The sequence below is a fragment of the Hamadaea sp. NPDC051192 genome (genome assembly GCF_040682475.1).
GTDB lineage: Bacteria > Actinomycetota > Actinomycetes > Mycobacteriales > Micromonosporaceae > Hamadaea > Hamadaea flava.
On record NZ_JBFBAZ010000154.1, the window covers coordinates 1 to 18265 of the forward strand.

Sequence of the window (18265 nt, forward strand, 5' to 3'; positions counted from 1 at the left end):
GCCGCCCAGCCGAGGGGGTTGGCGGGCGGCGCGGCGGGCTCGGTCAGGCGTACAGGCGCTCCAGGCCGATGATTCGGCGGAGTTCGGCCGGCGCGGCGAGCACGGTGACCTCGCCGCCGCGACCCATGAGCACGTCGCGGCACGTTTCGAGGACGGCTCGGATGACCTCGGCCGGCAGGTTGGCGGGGATCGCCGCGTAGCCGACTCCGGCGCCGAGGCTGGCCCGGAACGCGACGGGTGCGTTGGCCGCGTCGCGCATGGCGTACGCCACGGAGGCGAGCGCGTCGGCCGGCGCGTCCATCCGGACGGCGATGTCGGCGCCGCGCCGCCACGGGTAACGCGCCCAGCCTTCGGGCGCGACGTCGTGGAAGCCCGTCTTCGGCCCGAACGCGTCGGCGAGTTCGCCGGCTCGGTCGGTGGCGCTCGCGACCGAACCCTCGACGAGCACGGTCAGCGTGCCGACGTAGCCGATCCGGGACTCCGACAGGGCCGGCAGGTCGAGTTCGATCGCGGTCGGCACGGAACAGCACGCCTCCATCCGCGCCATGAGGTCGCCGACCTCCAGCGGGGAGGCCACGTCGTGAGACACGTATCGGCTGGCCGGGGGCATCGACTGGACCGGCAGGGTCGCGCTCACCAGGACGCCGGTCGGCAGCCAGCGGCGGTCGGCCGGATCCGGGTGGTGCTCGGCGGACTCCGGCCGCACCGGGCCGCTGGCCGGGTCGGGGTCGCCGAGGGCGATCAGGGTGCCACCGGCGCGGACGCCCCAGGCTCCGCGCAGTTGCTCACTCGGGCGGCCGAAGCGCATCGAGATCGGGCCCGCCTCGTCGGTGGCGAGGATGCCGCCGACCGTCGCGCCGGGCGACCTCGGGTCGAGCGCCAGGCGCAAGCCGTACGCCGCGAGCCGGACCTGGGCGACCTGCAGCGGCACGCCCGCCCCGACGGTGACGACCGGACTGCCCGGCTCGTAGTGCCAGGCGCTCAGATCACCGGTGCTCAGCGTGATGTCCACATCAGAGGGCTCGGCGAACCAGGAGGCCTTGGTGGCGGCGCCGCGCGGACGCACCTCACGGCCCTTCTCGGCGGCGAATCGGAGAACGGTCGCGACCTCGTCGAGACGCTGCGGGCGGGCGGTCCACCGGCCGGTGCCGATCGGAGCCCGGATCGGCACAGTGCCCTCCAGAGCGCGAGCTGCCGCGAGCGTACGCGGAATGGGTATCATCTGCCCGCCTCACTGGGAGCCGATGGACGCGAAACGGCGGTGCCGGCAAGGGTTTCCCCTCGTTACCGCATTTCGTACCGCATTAGAACAACCGTTCGATATTTTAGTCCTTCACTCGACCGGGCGCAATACAGCCAGTGGGTCGGTAACCTCACCGTGTGACCAACGCTCCTACTCAGATCTCTACTCTCTCGATCAAGGCGCCGGTGGCGAAGCGGGCCGCGGACATCCGCCGGCACCACGGCGACGAGGTGATCGACGAGTACGCCTGGCTGCTGGACAAGGAAGACCCGGACACGGTCGCCTACCTGACGGCGGAGAACGCGTACACCGAGCAGCGGACCGCCGGTCAGAAGGCGCTCCAGGAGACGGTGTTCGCGGAGATCAAACGCCGGACCCAGGAGACCGACCTGTCGGTGCCGGTCCGCAAGGGCGGCTACTGGTACTACACGCGTCAGGAGGAGGGCAAGCAGTACGGCATCCAGTGCCGCGTACTCGCCGCCTTCGACGATTCGACACCGCCGCAGAGCGACGGGGGTGCGCTGCCCGGCGAGGAGATCCTGCTCGACGGCAACCAGCTCGCCGAGGGCCACGAGTTCTTCCAGCTCGGCGCGTTCGACGTCGCGCCCGGCGGGCGGCTGCTCGCGTACTCGACGGATTTCACCGGTGACGAGCGCTTCACCCTGCGCGTCAAGGACCTGGCGACCGGCGCGGACCTGCCGGACGTCCTCGACGACGTCTTCTACGGCGCGGCCTGGTCGGCGGACGCCGGGACGCTCCTCTACCTCACGGTCGACGAGGCGTGGCGGCCGAACCGTGTGTGGCGGCACCAGCTGGGGACCGACCGCGCGGCCGACGCGCTGGTCCTGGAGGAGGCCGACGAGCGGTTCTGGCTCGGCGCCGAGCTGTCGCGCTCCGAGGAGTACCTGGTCATCGAGGCGCACAGCAAGGTCACGAGCGAGGCCTGGCTCATCCCGGCCACCGAACCGGCCGCCGCGCCACGCACGGTCCGCGCGCGGCGCCAGGGCGTGGAGTACACGGTAGAGCCCGACGGCGACCGTCTGCTCGTGCTCCACAACGACGGCGCGGAGGACTTCGAGCTGGCCACAGCTCCGATCGACGCTCCCGCCGAGTGGGCCCCGCTCATCGCGCATCAGCGAGGGGTACGCCTGGAGGGGGTGGACGCGTTCGCGACGCACGTCGTGGTGTCCCTGCGCCGCAACGGTCTGACCGGGCTGCGGGTACTGCCGAAGGCGGGCGAGCCGTTCGACATCGCGTTCCCGGAGCCGATCTACACGGTCGGCCTCGGCGACAACCCGGACTACCTGGCGCGGGTGATCCGGCTGGGCTACACCTCGCTGGTCACACCCGACTCGGTCTACGACTTCGTGCTGGACGCCCCGGCCGACGAGCAACTGGTGCTGCGCAAGCGCAAGCCGGTGCTCGGCGGCTTCGACCCGGATCGCTACGAGCAGCATCGGGAGTGGGCGGTGGCCGACGACGGCACCCGGGTCCCGATCTCGCTGATGTGCCTTGCCGGTACGCCTCGCGACGGGTCGGCGCCCTGTGTCCTCTACGGCTACGGGTCGTACGAGACGAGCATGGACCCCTGGTTCTCCATCCCACGGCTGTCCCTCGTGGACCGCGGTGTCGTCTTCGCCGTCGCGCACATCCGGGGCGGCGGGGAGCTGGGCCGCCGCTGGTACGAGGAGGGCAAGCTCACCGCGAAGAAGAACACGTTCACCGACTTCGCGGCGTCAGCCCGGCACCTGCAGAAGAGCGGCTGGACGAGTCCGGATCGGACGGTGGCCCGGGGCGGGTCGGCCGGCGGCCTGCTCGTCGGCGCGGTCGCCAACCTCGCGCCCGAGCTGTTCGCGGGCATCGTGGCGCAGGTGCCGTTCGTCGACGCGCTGAACACGATCCTGCGGCCGGACCTGCCGTTGACCGTGACCGAGTGGGAGGAGTGGGGCAACCCGCTGGAATCCCCCGAGGTGTACGCCTACATGAAGAGCTACTCGCCCTACGAGAACGTCCGGCCGCAGCACTATCCGGCGATCCTCGCGATGGGCGGGCTCAACGACACCCGGGTCCTCTACCACGAGCCGGCGAAGTGGATCGCCCGGCTGCGGGCGATCGCACCGGACGGGGACTACCTGCTCAAGACCGAGATGGGAGCCGGGCACGGCGGCCCGTCCGGGCGGTACGACGCCTGGAAGGAAGAGGCCTTCATGGTCGCCTGGATCCTCACCCTCGTCGGCTCTCGTTAGCAGCAGATCAGGGATATGGGTCGAATCTTGACCCAAGATTCGACCCATATCCCTGATCCGGTTGGTTCTGTGCGCTCAGTCGTCGTCGTCCCGGCGGCGACGGCGACGGCGCGTGCTGCTGCGGGAGCCGCTGCGGCGGAACCGGGGCACGTACTCCAGCTCGTAGTCGCCGGTCCGGCGGCGGTACCGGCGGTACTGCCGCCGCGGGCCGAACTCCGAGTACATGATGGCGGTGGCCGCGCCGAAGATGACGTACGCCCCCAGCACGATCAGCCCGTTCTTGCCCATGTCCAGCAGCGATCCGCCGCGGATCTGGAGCACGATCAGCTGCAGGACGAGGTACCAGACGGTGCCGAAGACGAGCCCGACGCCGGTGGCGGGGATGAGCTGCCCGGTGACGAACCGGCCGATGAAGATGCCGAAGACCGCGCCGGCGAAGCCGCACACGAACAGGGCGACCACGATGTCGTTCTGGGTCGACTCCTGCCCGACCAGACGGCCGTACGCGTGGATTTCGTCCAGGAAGTAGAGGACGGCGGCGAGCACCACGCCGCCGAGCACGCCACCGATGACGCCGGCGCCGAGCCGGCTGATCACGTTGACGCGAGGGACGTATCCGTCACTCATTTCGGTTTGTGCTCCCAGCTATGAGGGGTGTGGCAGAGCGGTGCGCACCCTACGGCCTCGCGCCCGTCTCCGCGTACGCGACACGCGGAGTCCGGGCGCAAGATGGCCGAACGGCCGATGGCTGATCAACTGGCCGTCACCATCGGACGGACGTGCGCGAGGAGTTGGGTCAGGAACCGGTCGGGCTGGGTGAAGGCGGCGAAGTGGCTGGCGTCGTCGATCAGCGCCATCGCCTTGGCCGGGGCGTCCACCCGTTCGAAGAACTCGACCGCCGGCCCGGTCAGGGTCAGCACGTCCAAAGCGCCCTGCAGCAGGACGAACGGGACCTCGAAGCGCGTGCCGTCGGCGTACGCGTTGTAGCGCATCACCTCGTCGTGCATCTGCTTCTGCGTGTCCATGAACCCGGCCAGCAGGTGCTTCACGCCGGACAGGGAATACAGCGGCGACGTCATGGCGAGCGGGAACAGCAGCTTGGCGACGCCGTTCGGGGTGACCGGGTCGGTCTTCATCGTCACGTCCATCTTCACCTGCCAGGCCCGCAGGTCCCACCGGTTCGGGTCGTCGCCGATCTTCTCCAGTGCCGCGATCGCCTTGGTGTTGCCGGCCGCGCGTACGCGCTCCATCGCCAGGCGGTAGCCGTCCTGCTCGTTGCGATACATGTCGGTGTACATGTCGGTGCAGACGAGCGCCGAGAACAGGTCCGGTCGGCGGCGGGCCAGCGGCAGGCCGAGCAGCGTCCCCATCGAGCCCGCGAGCAGCACGACCTTGTCCTGGTCCAGGTGCCCCCGGACGAAGTCGATCACCTCGACGGCGTCGTCGGCCGACTGGGCGAACGTGTTGACGGCCGGATCGGCGGCGCCGCTGCGAGCCCGGGTCTTGCCGACGCCCCGGCGGTCCCACTGCACCACCGTGAAGTGCTTCTCCCACGATCGGATCAGCGGCGTGAAGACCGCGTACGGCGAGCCGGGGCCGCCGTGCAGGACGAACAGGACGGGGTTGGCCCGATCCTCGCCCCGGATCTGCACCCACTGCTCGACTCCGCCGACCCGCAGGTAGTGCTCCTCAGCGATGCCGTTCGGGGTGGTGATCGCCAGGTGCTTCGCGGTCGCCGAGCGGCGTACCGCCCGATAACCCAGAGCGCCCACGACGGGGAGCGCGATGACGGCGGCGGCGGTGGCAGCGACGGTCTCGATCATTTCGGTTTTCCTTCCGCGAGGGGATTTTCGCCTGCCGTGCGGCGGCTGGGATGACTGTACAACCGTCTTAGACAAATGTGCAAGACGGTTGTGCTACCTTCTTCGGCATGGGAAATCGAGAGGATCTGCTGGAGGGCGCCAAGCGCTGCCTCTATGAGAAGGGGTACGCGCGCACGACCGCGCGGGACGTGGCCACCGCCGCCGGCGTGAGCCTCGCGGCGATCGGCTATCACTACGGCACCAAGGAAGCCCTGATGAACACGGCGCTGCTTCAGGCGCTGGAAGAATGGGGTGAGGACCTGGGCCGCACGATGGCGGTCGAAGCCGACCCCGCGGCCACCCCGGCGCAGCGCCTGGAGTCCGCCTGGACCCAAGTCCTGCAGTCCTTCGCCGCCCACCGTCCGCTCTGGAGTGTCCAGTTCGAGGTGCTGGGCCGGCTCGACCCGGAGATGCAGGAAACCTTCGCGGCCGCCAACCGCGGCGCCCGCCTGGCCCTGGCCGAACTCTTCGGCGACTTCGCCGGCGGTACGCCCACCGAGGCGGAAGCGCTCGCGCTCGGCACCTTCTACCAGGCGCTGCTCGGCGGGGTGGCCACCCAATGGCTCGTCGACCCGGACAGCGCGCTCACCGGGGCACAGTTCGTCAGCGCCGTGCGGTCGCTGGCGCCGCTCTCCACCTGACCCACGCCTCTTCGCGCGTCATGATCGTCCGTCGGGGTGACCAGGCGGCACAGACGCGAAACGCGCCGCCCCGGCGAGGGCGGCGCGTCGTCGACGGCGATCAGATGGAACGGGCTATCTCGGCGAGAACGTCGCTGGGCACCTCGACGACCGTCTCGTGCCCGGGGATGTCCAACTGCTCCAGGGTCTCCGGGTCGGTGACCCGCCAGCCCTGGACGATGTACGTGTCGCGGTCGGTCTTGTACAGGGAAGGGCAGTTGTTCTCGTTCGAAAGTGCGGTCTTGCGGATGAAGGTCAAATGCACGCCGGACAGCATAACGGACATGTCTGTCATGGATGCGGTCACCGGACGCCACCGGATAAAGCGATCTTGCCCTCCGCGACGCGCTGACCCGGCTGTTTCCGGTACCCTTCTGGCGGCGGGGCATTAGCTCAATGGCAGAGCTGCGGACTTTTAATCCGTAGGTTGTAGGTTCGAGTCCTACATGCCCCACTTCATGAGCCGGCGGGCCGGCGGGTTCGGCGTACGCCCCAGATGCCGGCGACCAGCAGCGCCACCCCGATAGCGGCCAGGGCACCGGCGACGACCAGCCAGAACATCGCGTTTCGTGCGGCGGCGGCTTGTTCGGCGGCCTGCTTGGCGAGCATCTCTTCGGTCGGATCCTGGTAGGGAAGGCCGCCGCTCGCCCAGTTCAGGATCGGTTCCAAGGGTGTGCAGGCGGCGACGATGACGAGCAGACCGCCGGCGATCGACATCAACAGCGCGCGAGTGCGGGTCACCGCGTCAGGATGTCAGCGCGACGCATTCGCTGCTGCCCCTCGGATATGCGGCGGCGGATATGCGGCGGCGGATATGCGGCGGCCCCCACCCCGGCGAGGGTGGGGGCCGTCGGCGTACTCAGGAGTCGAACTCGCCGGCCTTCACGCCGTCGACGAACGACTCCCACGCGTTGGCGGAGAACACCAGCATGTCGTGGTCGCGGTCCTTGGAGTCGCGGACTTCGACCTGCCCGCGACGGGCGCGGACCTCGACGCAGTTGGTGTCGTTGCTACGCGTGCTGGTGTGCCACTGCTCGGTGAGCAATTCGGGCTCCCTGGGTGAGATGTCGATCCAGTGCGGATGTCCGGTTTGTCATACCACAGCGCGGCCTCCACTGTGGCCCGACAGGCCTAGCCGATCTTCTCCCAGGCGAGCTGCCGTTCAGCGCCGCAGAAGCCCGTTCAGGGTTCCGTAGTCGACGGAGTCCACAACGGACTCATAGGTGCCGTGGGCGTACGCCTCCTCGGCGGCCCGGCGCACCAGGGCGTACGCGGCCTGCGCGATCGACGATCCGAGGCTGGCGCGGGCCACGCCCAGGTCGGCCAGTTCGGCGACGGTCGGGGAACCGGGGCCGACGAGGATGTTCACCGGCGCGGGAATGGCGGCCACGAGTTCCTTCACCGTCGCGGGGTCGGCGACACCCGGCACGAAGACGCCGTCCGCCCCGGCCGCCAGGTACGCGATCGCGCGTTCCACCGTCTCGTCCAGCCCACCGGCACCGGCCAGGTAGGTGTCGATCCGGGCGTTGACGAAGAGCCCCGAGTCCGCGGCGGCGTCGCGTACTGCGGCCAGCCGTTCGGCTTGCTCGGCGACGGGGCGGAGCACGGCCGGGCCGCCGTGGGAATTGTCCTCGATGTTGATGCCGACCGCGCCCGCCGCGACGACCGCCCGGACCGTTTCGGCGACCTCGTCCGGGGTGGCGCCGAAGCCTGACTCGATGTCGGCCGTCACCGGTACGCCGACCGCCCGGACGATCCGCGCGATCAGCTCGACTGCCTGCTCGCGGGCTAGCACGTCGCCGTCGGGCGCGCCGAGACTCCAGGCGACCCCGGCGCTGGTCGTGGCGACGGCCGGTGCACCGGCGGCGGCCACCAGGGCGGCGCTGGCGGCGTCCCAGGCGTTGGCGAGAACGAGCGGGCGACCGGGAACGTGGAGGGAACGGAACAGTTCGGCGTGAGTCATGAGCCAAGTTTCGGCGGGCCGTCCGGCTGCCGGTATTGATTCGGTCCCACCTGAATCATCCGTCAAACGCCAGCCCCGGGTTTCACCGGTCGCCTGGAGCGGGATGACAGGATCAGGCGGTGCGCTTCTTGGTGATGGGCGCCTCGCTGCGCCCGGGGTCGTTCAACGTGACGCTGGCCGAGCTGGCCGCCTCCCTCCTCCGGGAGGGCGGCGTCGACGTCGACCTCGCCGCGTACGCCGAATTCCAGGTGCCCGGGTACGACGCCGGCGCCGAGGACGGCCAGGGCGTACCGGACGGGGCACGGCGATTCGCTGAGCGACTGCGGGCGGTGGACGCGTTTCTGCTGGTCAGCCCGGAGTACAACGCCAGCGTTCCCGGCACGGTCAAGAACCTCGTCGACTGGGTGTCGCGCTTGAAGCCACAGCCGTTCTGGGGGCATCACGGTCTGCTCATGAGCGCCTCGCCCCGGCTGACCGGCGGCAACCGCGGCCTGTGGGCGTTGCGCGTACCGCTGGAGCATCTCGGCGCGCGGATGTTTCCCGAGATGATCTCGGTCGCCCAGGCCGACACCGCGTTCACCGCGGACGGCCTCCTCGTCGATCCGAAGCAGGCCAAGCGGATGCGGCAGTCGATCACCGACTTCGTGGCACTCGTCACCGCCGTGAAGTCAGGGGCGTGAAGTCAGGGGCATGAGGTCACCGTCGTAGGGCGCTGAGCGCTAGGCGGATGCGGCGTACCGGGGGGACGACGACGCGTTCGCCGAACACGTCCCGGCCGCGTGCCTCGACCTCGTCGAGGATCGCGCCGTAGACCCGGTGCGCCACTCGCACGCAGCGCGCCGACGCAGGTGGCAGCAGGTCGATGCCCGGCTGCGCTGCCGCGTAGTGGATCCGGGCACGGCTCATGGCGTACCCGATGAGGGAACGGATGGGCTCCGTGGCGGGACCGGCCGCACGCAGCGCGCGCCCGGCGGTGGCCGCCTGGAGATCTTCGACGCGGACGCCGTGCTCCCGCAGGTCCGCCTGCGGGAGATAGACGCGGCCACGACCGAGGTCCTCCGCGATGTCGCGGATGAAGTTGGTGAGCTGGAAGGCCAGGCCGAGCTGGCGCGCGGGCTCGCGGGCGGCGGCCCGATCGGCGGGGGCGAGGATCGGCAGCAGCATCGTGCCGATCACCGCCGCCGATCCATCCATGTAGACGAGCAGGTCGTCGTAGGTCTCGTAGCGGGTGATCGTGAGATCCATCGCCATGCTCGCGACGAACCGGTCCAGGTCCGCGACGTCAAGATCCAGCTCGCGCACGGTCCGCACGACGGCCGGCAGGATCGGGTCGTCGGCCACCGCCGCCGGGTCCGCGAGCCCCGCGTGCAGGCGATCGCGCAGGTGGGCCAGGGCCTCCGCGGGATGCTCCCGGCCGGGAGTGTCGACCATGTCATCAGCGGTACGCGTGAAGCCGTAGAGCGCGTGCACGTGCCGCCTGGACGCGGCGGGCAGCAGACGGGTCGCCAGGTAGTAGCTGCGACCATGGCGGCGATGGAGCTCCCGGCATCGCTGGTACGCCGCCGCGACCTGCTCGTTCACCCGTCTCCCAGCTCTGTCGGATAATCACCAGAACGCAAGGGTACGGGGCCTGCCGGTGCGGGTTCGCCGGGAGCCGCGTGCGACTATTCGAAACGTGCGAACCATCTCCGGTCAGACAAATCGGGTCATAGTCGTCGGGGCGGGCCTCGGTGGGCTGGCCTGCGCCTTGCACCTGGCCGGCGCCGGCCGGGACGTCACCGTGATCGAGCGGGCCGGCATCCCCGGCGGCCGGGCCGGTCGGCTGGAGCTGGACGGCTATCGCTTCGACCTGGGGCCGACCGTGCTGACCGCGCCCGACCTGCTCGCCGAGCCGATGGCGGCGGTCGGGGAGGACCTGGACGACTGGCTCGATCTGATCCGGCTGGACCCGGCGTACCGGGCGCACTATCCGGACGGCAGCACCCTGGACGTCACGGCCGACCAGGACCGGATGGAGCAGGCCGTCGCCGAGTTGTGCGGCGCCCGGGAGGCCGCCGGCTACCGCCGGTTCGTGGTCTGGGCCGAGCGGCTGTGGCGGCTCGAACGCCAGGACTTCATCGACAAGAACCTGGACGGGCCACGCGACCTGCTCACGGCCAACCTGATCAAGCTCGCGCTGACCGGGGGGTTCCGCCGGCTCGGGCCGAAGATCTCGCAGTTCTTCAGCGACCCCCGAACCCGGCGGATCTTCTCCTTCCAGGCGCTCTACGCCGGGCTGGCCCCCGATCACGCCCTCGCCCTGTACGCGGTGATCTCCTACCTGGACACCGTGGCGGGCGTGTTTCACCCGCGCGGTGGTATGCAGGCCGTGCCGCAGGCGCTGGCCGACGTCGCGGTCAAGCACGGCGTCACCTTCCGCTACGACACCATCGTGTCCGGAGTGGAGACGCGCGGCGACCGGGCGGTCGCGGTGCACACCGTCGACGGGGAACGCATACCGGCCGACGTCGTCGTGCTGAACCCGGACCTGGCCGCCGCGTTCTCACTGCTTCCGACGCCGGCCCCGGCCCGGCTGGAGCGGCTGCGGCCGAGTCCCAGCTGCGTCGTCCTGCACCTCGGCGCGCGCGCCCAGTACGCCGGAATCGCCCACCACAACCTGCACTTCGGGCGGGCCTGGGAGCGTACGTTCGAGGAGGTCATCGACCGCGGGGAACTGATGACCGACCCCTCCTTGCTCGTCACGAACCCGACGAAGACCGACGACACCGCCGCGCCACCCGGCCGGCAGACGTACTACGTGCTGGCGCCTGTGCCCAACCTCACGGTGGCCCCCGTCACCTGGACGACCGCGATGAGCCGCCGGTACGCCGGTGAGCTGATGGCGACGCTGGAGGAGCGCGGCTACTACGACCTCGGCCTGGACCTCGAGGTCTCGCACGTGGTGACCCCGGCGGACTGGGCCCGGGAGGGCCACATCGCCGGCAGCCCGTTCTCGTACGCCCACACGTTCGCGCAGACCGGTCCGTTCCGGCCCGGCAACCTGCATCCCGGCCTGTCCAACGTGGTGTTCACGGGCAGCGGGACCCAGCCGGGCGTGGGCGTACCGATGGTTCTCATCTCGGGCAAGCTCGCCGCCCGCCGGATCACAGGAGACCTGGCATGACCTCTTCCGTTCGCGAATCGCTGCTGGTGGAGCTGGTCTCCCCGACCGGTGAGCCGACGGGCGCGGCGACCGTCGCCGACGCCCACACCGCCCCCGGGCGGCTGCACCGGGCGTTCTCCGTGCACCTGCTCGACACCTCCGGCCGCCTGCTCCTGCAACAGCGAGCCGCTGTGAAGACCCGGTTCCCGCTGCGCTGGGCCAACGCCTGCTGTGGGCACCCGTCGCCCGGCACCACCGTGGTCGACGCGGCGCTGACCCGGCTGGCCGAAGAACTCGGCGTGCTCGACGACCTCAGCCTGACCGAAGTCGGCGTCCACCTCTACCGGGCCGACGACCCGGACACCGGCCTCGTCGAGCACGAGTACGACCACGTGCTCCTCGGCATCGTCGACGCGGATCTGCTCACCCTGCGGCCTGATCCGGCCGAGGTCGCCGCCGTCCGGTGGGTCGACCCGGGTGACCTGCGTACGGCCATGGCCGCGAATCCTTCGCACTACTCGCCTTGGCTGGCCGGGGTCACCTCGCTCGCCCTTCGCTGACGCTCTCCTCCCTCCCCGCTCGCCTCCCGCTCGCCTCCCGCTCGCCTCCGGCTCGCCTCCTGCTCGCCTCCTGCTCGCCTCCTGCTCGCCTCCCGCTCGCCTCCGGCTCGCTTCCCCGCGCTCGCCCCGCTCTCTCCGCGTTGATCATGGAGTTAACTGTGGTCTCGACGGTGTGTCGTGACCGGAAACACCATGATCGACGCGTATCTCGCGAGTCGGACTCGCGAACTCGGCCCGGCCATGGAAGGCTGGGCGCTTGTGACTGCTGGCGGCCCTCACGGTGGTCTGCGGGGAACCGCGTGAGGGTTACCGCCCCCGGTACGCCGGCAGCCGTCCTGGGGAGGGAAGCATGCCGGTGCCCCGTGCCCGTGAACTGGCGGGTCGAACCGGTGCGGGCCTATCGCGCCTGCTCAAAGCGGCCGGCCGTCTGCTGATCAGAGCGTTGGCGGCGTTCGGGCCGTGGTTGGTGAATCAATTGCGCCGACTGCGAGCGTGGTCTCGCGGGTCGAGCGTGCTCTCGTCGCGGGCCCGCCGGTCGGTGGCCAGCGCCGGGTTCGTCGCGATCCTCGGGGTCGCGGCCTTGGGCAGTTGCCTGTCAGGTCCGTCGAAGCCGGACGCGAACGTGTCGGCGACCGCCGCGCCGTCGGCCTCGGCCAGCCCGTCCGCGTCGCCGAAACCGTCTCCGTCGCCGACCACGGTGCCGGCGCGGAAAGTGGACGAGTCGAAGCCGCCGAAGGGCTCCGTGATGAGCCGGACGGGGAATCTCACGGTCGCGCTGACCTTCGACGACGGCCCACAGCCGACGTGGACGCCGAAGGTGCTCGACCAACTGAAGGCGGCCGGCATCAAGGCGACGTTCTGCCTGATCGGACGCCAGGTGAAGGCCAACGCCGCGCTCGTACGCCGGATGGTGGCGGAGGGCCACACCCTGTGCAACCACAGCTGGTCGCATGACCTGCGCCTCGGCCACCGCACGGATGTTCAGATCAAGGCGGACATCGCGCGTACGGACGCGGCGATCCACGCCGTCGTCCCCGGGGTGCCCATTCGCTACTTCCGTCAGCCGGGCGGCGAGTGGACGGCCGGCGAGGTGAAGCTGCTCAAGGAGATGGGCAAGGTCCCGCTCGGCTGGGGCGTCGACCCCTGGGACTGGAAGAGTCCCGGCGTCGCCCAGATCGTCAGCCGTGTCGTCGGTCACACTTCGCCGGGCTCGATCGTGCTCATGCACGACGGCGGCGGCGATAGGAGCCAGACCAACTCGGCCCTCCATCAGATCCTGCCCGCGTTGAAAGCCAAGTTCGTTCTCCGAGCGCTTCCACCAGGCACGGCTTGACCTGTGCGTACGCCGTGGCCCGCCCGGTCGACGCTTTGCGGTAGGTCGATTTGGCGGGCCGGGAGGGCATCGCATATGCTTTGCAGGCCTCCGGCGGGGCCGGATGGGAGCAAAACAGCCTGAGTCGCAATGTGCGATGATGGTTCGGCCGCCCTCATCGTCTAGCGGCCTAGGACGCCGCCCTTTCAAGGCGGTAGCACGGGTTCGAATCCCGTTGGGGGCACGGAAGGGAGACTGGTACAGTCTCCCGAAGCAAGGTCCTGTGGAGCAGTTGGAGTGCTCGCCGCCCTGTCAAGGCGGAGGTCGCGGGTTCAAGTCCCGTCAGGACCGCCAGCGCTGACGCCGCGCGTAGTGTGCGCGGCGTTCGTGTTGAACGGCCAGGTAGCTCAGTTGGTACGAGCGTCCGACTGAAAATCGGAAGGTCGGCGGTTCGACCCCGCCCCTGGCCACCTCCCTTCAATGACCAGGCTTCGAGCCTGGTCATTTCGCGTTTCTCGGGCAGATCGCCTTCTCGGGCAGATCGCCGAGCCGGCTAGAGGCCGAAGAGCGCCCGGACCGCCTCACCGATCCGAGCCAGACTCGCCCCCGTGAGCATGCCCACCGGTCCGGAGAGCCGATCCGGGTTGATCGTGCCGAGGGTCGCGAGGTCGACCGCGCCGCCCACCGGATCGGGGTCGGCCAGCGGGACCATCGTGGGCACCAGCGGCGTCGCCCGTCGCGTCAGGTACGCGCACACCGGCCAGGAGACCGAGTTGTGGATCTCGTTGGAGAGCACCACGACGCGTACGGATGGTCCGGAGGCGGGCGAGTAGTCCCACACCACGCCCCGGTTCACGCGGATTCGACCTGGCGGAAGTGGCGGAGCCGGTCGGCTTCGGTGTCCGCGATGAAGCGCCGGCGTCGGGCGGCGTCCTTGCGGGCCGGGTCGGCCCCGCTGTCGCGGGTCGCCTTGTCGTAGATCGCGCGGGCGAGCCACTCTCCGAGCGGTACGCCGTCGTGGCGGGCTCGGTCGCGCAGGACGTCCAGCGCGTGTTCGGGCAGTGAGGTCATCAGGTTCACCTGCGACATGCCCGAAATGATGACACGTCGGCCGCTTCAGTGCTCGCGATGATGCAGCGTGGCCACCGTCGATCCGGCGAGGGTGAGCAGGCAGTCCTCCAGGCGTCCGTCCTCCTGGGCCGCTCCGACTAGCGCCTGGGCCGTCGGCTCGTCCTCGTTCAGGTACGCGCTGATGAATCGGGCGACCCAGCGTGCGTCATACTGAGCCTCGTCGATCTCGGGGAAGTCGAGGGACCACAGACCCGACGGGTTCCCGTCGCCGGTGATCGTGCCGGCGAGACACCAGGCCACCCCGAGCGCGCCGGAAATACCCTGGCCACCGACGACGGTGCCGACGGTTTCGACCGCCGCCGCCCGGTCGCCCGCCAGGGCTTGGTCGAGCAGCAGCGCCGCGTCCTCGAAGACGCGGTGGGGATCGGCGGTCACGATTGGGAGCGTACGACGCGATGTCAACGCAACCGGTCAGGCACAACTTTGATGACCACTTCCCGACAGAACCCGGAGCGCGCTAGTCTCCGGGGCGAGTTGATCGTTCAGGAAGGCGACCCCTCATGCGCCCAACGCCCGGGATCCGACTGTTTCTGTGCGCCGCGTTGGCGCTGAGCGTCGCCGCCTGCGGCGAGAAGGACGAGCCGACGAGCAGCCATCAGTCGATCAGGTTCTACGGCGCCGACGGCAACATGAAGAACACCATCGGCGAGCCGGTGGGCAAGGCGCAGCCCGGCCTCATCGACGGCATGAAGGGCACCACCCCGCTCACCGCGATCAGCGAGGAGTTCAAGGCCCGTCTGCGGGCCATCGACCCCAATCTCAAGGACTACTCGTACGCCGGTGAGTCGTACGACGTGATGGTCATCATGGCGTTGGCGACGCAGCTGGCCCGGACGACCGACGCGACCGTCGTCAAGAACTACGTCAACGGCGTGACGATCGGCGGCAAGGACTGCTCCACTCCGGAGGATTGTCTGGCGCTGGCCCGCAAGGGCACCGACCTCCGCTACGTCGGCATCACGGTGAAGACCGGGTTCAAGGACAAGGGCGAGCCCTCCACCACGTCGTACGGGACGCTGCACTTCAGCGCGGACAGCCAGATCAACAAGCAGCTCACGGAGTACGTCGGGGCGGGCAGCGAGGCGGCCGCGTCCACCGACCCGGGTCCGGCGCCGGTGAAGACCTCGGTCAAGGAGAGCGGTGCTCCGCTGATCATCGGCGGGCTGACCGCGATCACCGGCACCAACTCCGGCAGCAACCCGCCCAAGCGGGCCGGCGCCAAGCTGGCGATTCAGGAGATCAACGCGGCGGGCGGCGTACTGGGCAAGCCGGTGCAGTTCCTCGACGGTGACGACGGCACCAACGCCGACAAGGGCAAGGCCGCCATGGACGCGCAGATCGCGCAGGGCGCTCAGATGTTCTTCGGACCGAGCAGCTCCGGCGTGGCGACCAAGCTCATCCCCGAGGCGGCGTCCCGCAAGGTCATCCTGTTCGCGCCGTCGGCGACCTCGGCCGCGCTCAGCGCGATCGACGACGGCGGCTTCTTCTTCCGGGCGGCGCCGTCGGACGAGCTCCAGTCCCGGGCGCTGGCCGACGTCATCATGCGGGACGGCCTGCGCAAGATCAGCATCGTGTACCGGAAGGACGCGTACGGCGAGGGTCTGCAGCAGGGCGTCAAGGCCGAGCTGATCAAGGCGGGGGTCGACGAGATCGACATCCAGGTCGTCGGCTACGACGTCCCGGCCAGCGGCAAGCCCGAGGATCTCAAGATCCCGGACCAGGCCGCGCAGGTGAAGGAGTTCGGCCCGGAGGGCGTGCTCATCATCGGCCTCACCGAATCGACCTACGCCATCCTGGAACTGGCCGCGGCCGGTGTGGATCCGCGTACCGCCGGCTGAGCGGACGCGCCGGCTCGGCAGAGCCGGGTTCGGCTCAGAAGAGCCAGAGGTCGACCTCGCGGTCCTTGAGCTTCACGGTCAGCGTCTCGCTGTCGCTGCGCTCCAGGAGTTCGAGGAAGGCCTCATACATCATCACCGATTTATTCAGGATGTCGGTCTTCGAGTCGCCGGTCTTCGTGGAGATCCGGTCGATCGCCTTCATCGCGCGCGGCGTGAAGTTGGCGGTGACCCTCGTCAACGAGCCGCCGGCACCCTTGTCGGGTACGCGACTGTCGTCATCTCCCTGGGTGTCCTCGGACATCGTGTGTTGCACACTCATGGGGTCCAACTCCTTGTTTGCGCAGGGGGTTTGGACTGGGTGGTACCCGCTGCGACGGGTGCCACCCTTTGTTTCTCATCGGCGGCGCGTGCAGCCGGGTAATCGTACCGCTACGTTCTGCTGTATGTCACGACCACGATAGCGCACACTGTGTGCGACTGTCGACCACATCGTGATCGCCGGGCGCTGGTGATACACCAGGTCGGCCCCCGGATTACTTCGGTCCTTACTCTTCGTGGTTTCCGCTGATAACAGTCCGGAAACGACGGTCATTGGCGTCCAGGAAGTGCGGTATCCCTGTCCTAGCATGTCCGGTGTGGCATGAGTCGTCGTGATCTTCGCATGCAGCAATCAGGCATATCTTGAGGCGTGATACGTGAGAACAACTGATGTACGCTACGCACGGTTACGAACGCGGTGGAGTCGACGTCGAGGACCTGGACAGGAGAGACGCGGCATGGGAGAGGCCGAGGAAGAGCAGGTCTGGGAGGAGGAGCCGTCCGCGGAGGCGTACCGGGCGCCGTACGCCTGGCGGCCGCTGGACGCGATCCAGCTGGATTTCGTCAACAAACGGTTCACTCTCCAGACCCACGACCGCATGGGCCGGACCGGAGAGTTCGTGGTCGTCGTCACCGCCACCGCGGTGATGGTGATCCTGGCGGTGGTGCTGTGCCGGGGCTACTCGGCCGGCCCCGGAGCCACCGTCGCCGCGGTCACCGCCGCGGTGCTCGGGACGCCCACGGTCGGCTGGTTCTGGCACCGGCGGCGAACGGCCTGAGGAAACCGGGGTGGGGCCCACCGGCCCCACCCCAGCGACGGCGACAGCGAAGGGAACCCCGCGGATGAGCCTGACGATCGAATTGACCCTGACCCGGCGCTGGGAGATCCGCGACGGGGCCTACCACTACATCGTGGACAGCGACTCGGCGCTGCACGCCCGGCTGCTTACGCTCACCGGCCAGGTCGACGAGATCCGATTCGCCCGCTACTACGGCGCCCTCCCGGCCGGAACCTACCGGCTCGAGGCGGTGGGACGCTGATGACCGACGTCGACCGCACCGTTGGGCGTACCCCTTGGTGGTGGCGATTGACCCGCCGACCGGAGCTGGCGCGGCTGCGGCAACGTCTCGCGGAGAATGAGCCGGGCGCGGCCCTGAGCATCGCGGAGCTGGCCGACGCGTGGCCGATCGGACGGCAGCGGTGCGTCGACGCGCTGTGCGCCCACGTACGCGAGGGCGGCCCGCAAGCGGGCGAGGCGCTGGCGGTGCTCGGTGACCGGCTGCGCCGCGACGACGGCTGGGGCGGCTTCGACATGGACCTGACCGGGGCGTTGATCCCAGCGCGCACGTTCCGCGGCGCTCATTTCACCGGTGGACGGTTCGTCCTGCGCGGCGCGACCTTCACCCAGCAGCACGTCGGCTTCGCGGACGCGGTCTTCGCCGGTGGGCAGGTGGACTTCACCGGGACAGCGTTCGAAGGCGGCCTCGTCGACTTCACGGGAGCGGTCTTCGACGGCGGGCGGCTCGACTTCACCGGCGCGACCTTCACGGGCGCGACGGTCGACTTCTCGCTGACCGTGGTCAGCGCCGGCGCGCTCGACTTCACCCGGGCCAGCCTCGCGCACGGCAAACTGGTCTTCTACGGCATGCGGTGCCTCGGCGGAGGCGTCACGTTCACCGCTGCCCGGCTCGTCGGCGCGTACGTGCTGTTCATCGGGGCGCTCATCGCGGGCGGGCGGATCGACCTCCGCCGGGCCGACCTGGCCGACGGAATGGTCGAGTTCGCGGGTACGCGGCTCGCCTCCGGCTCCGTGCTGCGGGACGGTCCCCCGGCGCGCTAGGTGCTCGGGGCGCGGTCGCACTGGATCCGCGGTAGCCCTGGATCCACGGTGGCACTCGATCCGCAGTGGCACTGGATCAGGGTTCTGGGTCGAATCTTGGCCCAAGATTCGACCCAGAACCCTGATGCG

The 18265-nt window shown here is 69.7% G+C and carries 23 protein-coding genes and 4 tRNA genes; 14 read left to right on the forward strand and 13 right to left on the reverse strand.

Going from position 1 to position 18265, the window contains the following annotated elements; genetic code table 11:
* Nucleotides 1-43: 43 nt before the first annotated feature.
* Nucleotides 44-1171 (reverse strand): FAD-binding oxidoreductase, encoded by a 1128-nt coding sequence (locus AB0M47_RS36520; protein WP_363422350.1) that lies wholly within the window; start codon nt 1169-1171, stop codon nt 44-46.
* Nucleotides 1172-1416: 245 nt separating this feature from the next.
* Between AB0M47_RS36520 and AB0M47_RS36525 the strand changes: the two genes are divergently transcribed.
* Nucleotides 1417-3489, forward strand: a complete 2073-nt coding sequence (locus AB0M47_RS36525) for a S9 family peptidase (RefSeq protein ID WP_363422385.1) — start codon at nt 1417-1419, stop codon at nt 3487-3489.
* 75 nt (nt 3490-3564) lie between these two features.
* Here AB0M47_RS36525 and AB0M47_RS36530 read toward each other — a convergent pair whose 3' ends face one another.
* Both AB0M47_RS36530 and AB0M47_RS36535 read right to left on the reverse strand, forming a co-directional pair.
* Nucleotides 3565-4116: a hypothetical protein gene (locus AB0M47_RS36530; RefSeq protein ID WP_363422352.1), complete on the reverse strand. Its 552-nt coding sequence runs from the start codon at nt 4114-4116 to the stop codon at nt 3565-3567.
* Between the two features lie 125 nt (nt 4117-4241).
* Entirely contained in the window at nt 4242-5312 is a 1071-nt protein-coding gene (locus AB0M47_RS36535) for an alpha/beta hydrolase (protein WP_363422354.1), read from the reverse strand.
* Nucleotides 5313-5419: 107 nt separating this feature from the next.
* On the opposite strand from AB0M47_RS36535, the gene AB0M47_RS36540 reads away from it, so the two are divergent.
* Nucleotides 5420-5992, forward strand: a complete 573-nt coding sequence (locus tag AB0M47_RS36540; RefSeq protein ID WP_363422356.1) for a TetR/AcrR family transcriptional regulator — start codon at nt 5420-5422, stop codon at nt 5990-5992.
* 100 nt (nt 5993-6092) lie between these two features.
* On the opposite strand, the gene AB0M47_RS36545 is transcribed toward AB0M47_RS36540, so the two are convergent.
* Nucleotides 6093-6296: a hypothetical protein gene (locus AB0M47_RS36545; RefSeq protein WP_253758863.1), complete on the reverse strand. Its 204-nt coding sequence runs from the start codon at nt 6294-6296 to the stop codon at nt 6093-6095.
* Between the two features lie 117 nt (nt 6297-6413).
* On the opposite strand from AB0M47_RS36545, the gene AB0M47_RS36550 reads away from it, so the two are divergent.
* A tRNA-Lys gene (locus AB0M47_RS36550) sits at nt 6414-6485 on the forward strand.
* Between the two features lie 2 nt (nt 6486-6487).
* Here AB0M47_RS36550 and AB0M47_RS36555 read toward each other — a convergent pair.
* The 3 genes from AB0M47_RS36555 to AB0M47_RS36565 form a co-directional block, all read right to left on the reverse strand.
* On the reverse strand, nt 6488-6772 hold the full coding sequence (locus tag AB0M47_RS36555; RefSeq protein WP_363422359.1) for a hypothetical protein: 285 nt from the start codon (nt 6770-6772) through the stop codon (nt 6488-6490).
* 118 nt (nt 6773-6890) lie between these two features.
* A complete protein-coding gene (locus AB0M47_RS36560; RefSeq protein ID WP_253758860.1) occupies nt 6891-7076 on the reverse strand; it encodes a DUF397 domain-containing protein in 186 nt (61 codons plus the stop codon).
* 117 nt (nt 7077-7193) lie between these two features.
* The gene (locus AB0M47_RS36565) at nt 7194-7994 is read right to left on the reverse strand and encodes an isocitrate lyase/phosphoenolpyruvate mutase family protein (protein WP_363422361.1); all 801 of its coding nucleotides are present in this window, start codon (nt 7992-7994) and stop codon (nt 7194-7196) included.
* A 119-nt stretch (nt 7995-8113) separates the two neighbouring features.
* Between AB0M47_RS36565 and AB0M47_RS36570 the strand changes: the two genes are divergently transcribed.
* Entirely contained in the window at nt 8114-8674 is a 561-nt protein-coding gene (locus AB0M47_RS36570) for an NAD(P)H-dependent oxidoreductase (RefSeq protein ID WP_363422363.1), read from the forward strand.
* A gap of 16 nt (nt 8675-8690) precedes the next feature.
* On the opposite strand, the gene AB0M47_RS36575 is transcribed toward AB0M47_RS36570, so the two are convergent.
* Nucleotides 8691-9575, reverse strand: a complete 885-nt coding sequence (locus tag AB0M47_RS36575; RefSeq protein WP_363422365.1) for a phytoene/squalene synthase family protein — start codon at nt 9573-9575, stop codon at nt 8691-8693.
* A gap of 94 nt (nt 9576-9669) precedes the next feature.
* On the opposite strand from AB0M47_RS36575, the gene crtI reads away from it, so the two are divergent.
* The gene (gene crtI, locus AB0M47_RS36580) at nt 9670-11157 is read left to right on the forward strand and encodes a phytoene desaturase family protein (protein ID WP_363422367.1); all 1488 of its coding nucleotides are present in this window, start codon (nt 9670-9672) and stop codon (nt 11155-11157) included.
* Entirely contained in the window at nt 11154-11696 is a 543-nt protein-coding gene (idi, locus tag AB0M47_RS36585) for an isopentenyl-diphosphate Delta-isomerase (RefSeq protein WP_363422369.1), read from the forward strand. The genes crtI and idi overlap by 4 nt, the downstream gene beginning before the upstream one ends.
* Nucleotides 11697-12167: 471 nt before the next feature.
* On the opposite strand, the gene AB0M47_RS36590 is transcribed toward idi, so the two are convergent.
* Entirely contained in the window at nt 12168-12464 is a 297-nt protein-coding gene (locus tag AB0M47_RS36590) for a hypothetical protein (RefSeq protein WP_253758850.1), read from the reverse strand.
* Between AB0M47_RS36590 and AB0M47_RS36595 the strand changes: the two genes are divergently transcribed.
* From AB0M47_RS36595 to AB0M47_RS36610, 4 genes are all read left to right on the forward strand, one after another.
* Nucleotides 12442-13029 (forward strand): polysaccharide deacetylase family protein, encoded by a 588-nt coding sequence (locus AB0M47_RS36595; protein WP_363422372.1) that lies wholly within the window; start codon nt 12442-12444, stop codon nt 13027-13029. The two genes, AB0M47_RS36590 and AB0M47_RS36595, sit on opposite strands and share 23 nt — an antisense overlap.
* A gap of 150 nt (nt 13030-13179) precedes the next feature.
* Nucleotides 13180-13252: transfer RNA gene (locus AB0M47_RS36600), tRNA-Glu, on the forward strand.
* Nucleotides 13253-13285: 33 nt separating this feature from the next.
* Nucleotides 13286-13362 (forward strand) — tRNA-Asp (locus AB0M47_RS36605).
* A gap of 42 nt (nt 13363-13404) precedes the next feature.
* Nucleotides 13405-13478: transfer RNA gene (locus tag AB0M47_RS36610), tRNA-Phe, on the forward strand.
* An 83-nt stretch (nt 13479-13561) separates the two neighbouring features.
* Here the strand turns inward: AB0M47_RS36610 and AB0M47_RS36615 are convergent.
* Genes AB0M47_RS36615 through AB0M47_RS36625 form a run of 3 tightly spaced genes read right to left on the reverse strand, consistent with a single transcriptional unit; the run spans nt 13562 to nt 14514 of the window.
* On the reverse strand, nt 13562-13864 hold the full coding sequence (locus AB0M47_RS36615) for a type II toxin-antitoxin system PemK/MazF family toxin (protein ID WP_253758846.1): 303 nt from the start codon (nt 13862-13864) through the stop codon (nt 13562-13564).
* A complete protein-coding gene (locus tag AB0M47_RS36620) occupies nt 13861-14097 on the reverse strand; it encodes a hypothetical protein (RefSeq protein ID WP_253758844.1) in 237 nt (78 codons plus the stop codon). The genes AB0M47_RS36615 and AB0M47_RS36620 overlap by 4 nt, the downstream gene beginning before the upstream one ends.
* Before the next feature lie 27 nt (nt 14098-14124).
* A complete protein-coding gene (locus AB0M47_RS36625; RefSeq protein WP_253758841.1) occupies nt 14125-14514 on the reverse strand; it encodes a hypothetical protein in 390 nt (129 codons plus the stop codon).
* A gap of 125 nt (nt 14515-14639) precedes the next feature.
* On the opposite strand from AB0M47_RS36625, the gene AB0M47_RS36630 reads away from it, so the two are divergent.
* Complete coding sequence (locus AB0M47_RS36630) at nt 14640-15977, forward strand: ABC transporter substrate-binding protein (protein WP_363422375.1); 1338 nt, start codon at nt 14640-14642, stop codon at nt 15975-15977.
* A 34-nt stretch (nt 15978-16011) separates the two neighbouring features.
* Here the strand turns inward: AB0M47_RS36630 and AB0M47_RS36635 are convergent, their stop codons facing one another.
* A complete protein-coding gene (locus AB0M47_RS36635; protein WP_363422377.1) occupies nt 16012-16296 on the reverse strand; it encodes a hypothetical protein in 285 nt (94 codons plus the stop codon).
* A gap of 457 nt (nt 16297-16753) precedes the next feature.
* On the opposite strand from AB0M47_RS36635, the gene AB0M47_RS36640 reads away from it, so the two are divergent.
* From AB0M47_RS36640 to AB0M47_RS36650, 3 genes are all read left to right on the forward strand, one after another.
* On the forward strand, nt 16754-17074 hold the full coding sequence (locus AB0M47_RS36640) for a hypothetical protein (protein ID WP_363422379.1): 321 nt from the start codon (nt 16754-16756) through the stop codon (nt 17072-17074).
* Nucleotides 17075-17138: 64 nt separating this feature from the next.
* Nucleotides 17139-17336, forward strand: a complete 198-nt coding sequence (locus AB0M47_RS36645; protein WP_363422381.1) for a hypothetical protein — start codon at nt 17139-17141, stop codon at nt 17334-17336.
* A complete protein-coding gene (locus tag AB0M47_RS36650; RefSeq protein WP_363422383.1) occupies nt 17336-18136 on the forward strand; it encodes a hypothetical protein in 801 nt (266 codons plus the stop codon). Before AB0M47_RS36645 ends, AB0M47_RS36650 begins: the two co-directional genes overlap by 1 nt.
* Nucleotides 18137-18265: the final 129 nt, after the last annotated feature.

What these genes read in the sequence shown, in the direction of transcription:
- AB0M47_RS36530 (WP_363422352.1), bottom strand. Translation starts at nt 4,116, where the DNA reads ATGAGTGACGGATACGTCCCTCGCGTCAACGTGATCAGCCGGCTCGGC.
- AB0M47_RS36535 (WP_363422354.1), bottom strand. Translation starts at nt 5,312, where the DNA reads ATGATCGAGACCGTCGCTGCCACCGCCGCCGCCGTCATCGCGCTCCCC.
- AB0M47_RS36540 (WP_363422356.1), top strand. Translation starts at nt 5,420, where the DNA reads ATGGGAAATCGAGAGGATCTGCTGGAGGGCGCCAAGCGCTGCCTCTAT.
- AB0M47_RS36565 (WP_363422361.1), bottom strand. Translation starts at nt 7,994, where the DNA reads ATGACTCACGCCGAACTGTTCCGTTCCCTCCACGTTCCCGGTCGCCCG.
- idi (WP_363422369.1), top strand. Translation starts at nt 11,154, where the DNA reads ATGACCTCTTCCGTTCGCGAATCGCTGCTGGTGGAGCTGGTCTCCCCG.
- AB0M47_RS36595 (WP_363422372.1), top strand. Translation starts at nt 12,442, where the DNA reads ATGAGCCGGACGGGGAATCTCACGGTCGCGCTGACCTTCGACGACGGC.
- AB0M47_RS36620 (WP_253758844.1), bottom strand. Translation starts at nt 14,097, where the DNA reads ATGTCGCAGGTGAACCTGATGACCTCACTGCCCGAACACGCGCTGGAC.
- AB0M47_RS36630 (WP_363422375.1), top strand. Translation starts at nt 14,640, where the DNA reads ATGCGCCCAACGCCCGGGATCCGACTGTTTCTGTGCGCCGCGTTGGCG.
- AB0M47_RS36635 (WP_363422377.1), bottom strand. Translation starts at nt 16,296, where the DNA reads ATGAGTGTGCAACACACGATGTCCGAGGACACCCAGGGAGATGACGAC.
- AB0M47_RS36640 (WP_363422379.1), top strand. Translation starts at nt 16,754, where the DNA reads ATGGGAGAGGCCGAGGAAGAGCAGGTCTGGGAGGAGGAGCCGTCCGCG.
- AB0M47_RS36645 (WP_363422381.1), top strand. Translation starts at nt 17,139, where the DNA reads ATGAGCCTGACGATCGAATTGACCCTGACCCGGCGCTGGGAGATCCGC.
- AB0M47_RS36650 (WP_363422383.1), top strand. Translation starts at nt 17,336, where the DNA reads ATGACCGACGTCGACCGCACCGTTGGGCGTACCCCTTGGTGGTGGCGA.